This is a genomic window from Paenibacillus xylanivorans (assembly GCF_001280595.1).
Classification (GTDB): domain Bacteria; phylum Bacillota; class Bacilli; order Paenibacillales; family Paenibacillaceae; genus Paenibacillus; species Paenibacillus xylanivorans.
Window position 1 is genome coordinate 14,374 of sequence record NZ_LITU01000056.1, and the last position, 3,358, is coordinate 17,731.

Annotated in this window: 2 protein-coding genes and 1 pseudogene; 2 read left to right on the plus strand and 1 reads right to left on the minus strand. The window is 42.5% G+C overall.

Annotated elements, in window-relative coordinates:
- A pseudogene (locus AMS66_RS31745) lies at nucleotides 1-600 on the minus strand (IS3 family transposase); the annotation flags it as partial.
- Between the two features lie 330 nt (nucleotides 601-930).
- On the opposite strand from AMS66_RS31745, the gene AMS66_RS12695 reads away from it, so the two are divergent.
- Together AMS66_RS12695 and AMS66_RS12700 are read left to right on the plus strand one after the other, a co-directional pair.
- A complete protein-coding gene (locus AMS66_RS12695) occupies nucleotides 931-1,812 on the plus strand; it encodes a GNAT family N-acetyltransferase (RefSeq protein ID WP_053781156.1) in 882 nt (293 codons plus the stop codon).
- Nucleotides 1,813-2,095: 283 nt separating this feature from the next.
- On the plus strand, nucleotides 2,096-3,358 hold a 1,263-nt coding region (locus AMS66_RS12700; protein WP_236703370.1), incomplete at its 3' end, for a leucine-rich repeat domain-containing protein.

Sequence of the window (3,358 nt, forward strand, 5' to 3'; positions counted from 1 at the left end):
TACGGAACGAATCTGGAATTCTCTCATTAAGCGGCGTACCTTGTTGTGATTCACCACAAGGCCTTCCTTTCCTAACGCGGTTCGCATACGTTTGTAGCCGAAATAAGGAACGAAGCCGATGAATGCCTAAAATATGCTCTTTTAGATCCGCATCCCGATCTGCTCGTTTCTCTCGGAGGACAATATTCTTCTTCCATTTGTAGTAACCCGCACGAGAGATTTCAGCAATTTTACACAACCAAACCACAGGTGCTCACTTGCTTATTTCTCGAACGGACTAGCACCGAGCTTCGAAATCCAGCTTCCCTCTCCGTGTAAATTCGGATTGAGCTTTTTTAGATCTTCTACCTGCGCTTTCAGATAAGCATTTTCTTCTTCTGCACTGCTAAAATGCTTCTTCGTCCAACGTCCTCGATAATCCTCAAAACTCTCTCCATTTCGGCTTTTTCGTACCCAAGTAATAATCTGGCTCTCACTCTTAATACCAAACTTCTCCATGATCCGACTGTATGTCCAACCTTCTTTCAATCGCAGACGAACAGCCTCTTTCTTCGTTTCTTCACTATATTGATTAAATGTTTGGCCTTTTTTCGCTGGCATAGCAAAAATCCCCTCCGGTTTTTAGTGTTGAAGTTCATTTTAACATGACCTCTTTTTTCACTGTCTACCTTGAGGGGATAATACCACGTCTCTTTCCATACCAAACTCCACTTTCTCTTGTTACAACTCCTGCTTAACCAACATCGCCAGGTTTGTTTAAAACGCGGTGTTAAAGAGGATTTTTATAGTATTTGCTGAATAATATTTCGGAGGTATATCCAATAACTTTCTTATCAGCAGAATTGTCACCTGTAATCATATTTTACATAGTTAAATACGGGATTGTACCACTATACAAACAGTCACTTTTGAGGATTAAGGGAGAATACCATGCAAGAATTAATATTTATGAAGAATTATAAAAACTATGAAGCACTGCGCAAGAGTTTTTTCGAGCTAGCTGTCAACACGTTTGAGATCAATTTTGAAGATTGGTATCAACAAGGATACTGGGGCGAGCGTTACATCCCTTATTCATATGTCGATGGGGACCAGGTTATTGCCAACGTTTCTGTTAACATCCTTGAGCTCATCATTCACGGGGAGAAGAAAAAAGCGATTCAAATCGGCACGGTGATGACACATCCTGATTATCGGGGGAAAGGACTCTCTACACGTTTAATGAATAAAGTTTTAGAGGAATACGAGAACAAGTACGATTACATGTACCTTTTTGCCAATGAATCGGTGCTTGATTTTTACCCCAAGTTTGGGTTTAAGCCTGTGGAAGAACATCTTTTTTCAATGAATTATACGGCAAAAAAATCACCGGAGCCTGCGAACATTCAGAAACTCGATGTTACTAACGCGGAGGATTTGCGCCTTATCCATAAATTTGCATCCGAAAGACTACCTGTTTCGCAGCATTTTGCAACTAATCATGCCCAGGGCATATTCATGTTTTACTGCCTGAATGTTTTTAGTGATGATATTTATTACTTGGAAAATGAAAACGTCATCGTTATTTATAAAAAAGAGAAACATAACATCGACCTCTTCGATTTGGTTAGCTTAAACAAAATCCATATGACAGATATTTTACATCAGATTGCAGATGAGGATACGGAGGAAATAACCTTTCATTTCACGCCAGATGCAACAGATCATATCGTTCTAAAAAGTACAATCACCAATGACGGCTTATATGTGAAAACCCCCGGCGAAAATATGTACCCTGTGCATGTTAAATACCCGATTACTTCGATCGCTTAATGATTTATTTAATAATGCCTACCACCAGCCATACTTAAAAAAGATCAAAAAGGAGCAGGATTTCCCTGCTCCTTCGCTATGTGAAACTTCTTTCTCTCATCAAACGTAAATTCACAAGGTATAATGAAGTCAGATGACCGTTCAGCATGATCTTATGACCATCATAATGAAGGAGGGGACATTCGTGGCGTTTATCCCGTTAAACTGTCCCAATTGCAACGGAAGGATTGAATACAAAGAGGGTGAGATTTTAAAGTGTCCCTATTGTGAAACAGAGCTTTTATTGAAGCAAAATCATGTCTATTACGTAGATCAGACCATTAATCATTACCACGGAACGCCCCCTAAAGCACCGCTGAAGCAGGCTGTCTCCGTAAAACTAATGCTGATACTGATGTTTGTCCTAGCTGGCGCCATCGGTACATATTTTTATTATAGCAACAGCTCCACCTATTCAAAAACAGAAGCCAATCTGCCTGTGCGAAAGATGCCCGAAAGCGAGGTTCTGCTCTCATTTTTGCGAGATATCTTCGATAAAGGGTCTGCCTTGCCGACAGAAGAGGAATTGGCTCGTCTTCGCTATTTAACCGTAGCGCATTCGGAGAATGATCAGTGGAATTTTACATATAGCCTCTCCGATCCCTACAGCGATGAACAGGCCGAGAAGATCACTTATGTTACTCAGGACAAGAAACTGAATAGCCAGCGGATTGATCAGCGAGATTTTGAAGCTTTTAAGGGACTGACGGCATTGGACCTCACGAATACCTATGAAATCTCCCAGACGGACCAAACCACTTTGGCCCATATGTCCGGATTAAAAAGTTATGGAGGCGCTTTTAACGAATCCTTTAGTAAATTTTCGGGCTACTTTAGCGACAAGTCTAAAATTACGGAAATTTCCACTCAGCTTCGCAGCAATCAGGAATTGGCTCTACTGCTGGAATTTCCTAATCTGAGCTCTTTATCCATTACCTATGTAGATGAGTCCGTAACGGATTTCTTTCTGTTGAATAAACTGCCGCTCAAGTCCCTGTCGCTCACCTTTGTCGATGAACTCGAATGGTTGTCGTCCATGACCGGGCTGTCATCCTTGTCTATACAGCACAGTGAAACCACAGACCTGCAGCCGCTATACGCCTTGACCCAGCTTCAGGAGCTTCAGTTGTCCTATTTAACAAATGTAAAGTCCATCGACTTTGTACAAAACATGCCTGCTCTACAAACGCTAGATATCGAAAATGTAAACTTTTCAAGCCTGGAGCGCTTGGCCGACAAGGCCTCCATTACTAAACTACGCCTGGCTTCTCTAAGTCAGCTTGGCTCGGTAAAGACCATAAACAGTCTGTCTTCACTGCGGGAATTAACGTTGTCCGGTTACTACGAGAAAGCAGAAGCGCTGACATTGCCAAATGTAATGCGGGTGGAAGTCCCAGGCTCCTTTCTCCCGGGGCTAAAGGCGCCCGCCGCAACCAGCCTGACGCTCCGGGGCGGAAGCGGGGAATTGAACTTGGCGGAGCTGGGGAAATTCCCGAAACTGGAGCAA

What these genes read in the sequence shown, in the direction of transcription:
- AMS66_RS12695 (WP_053781156.1), top strand. Translation starts at nt 931, where the DNA reads ATGCAAGAATTAATATTTATGAAGAATTATAAAAACTATGAAGCACTG.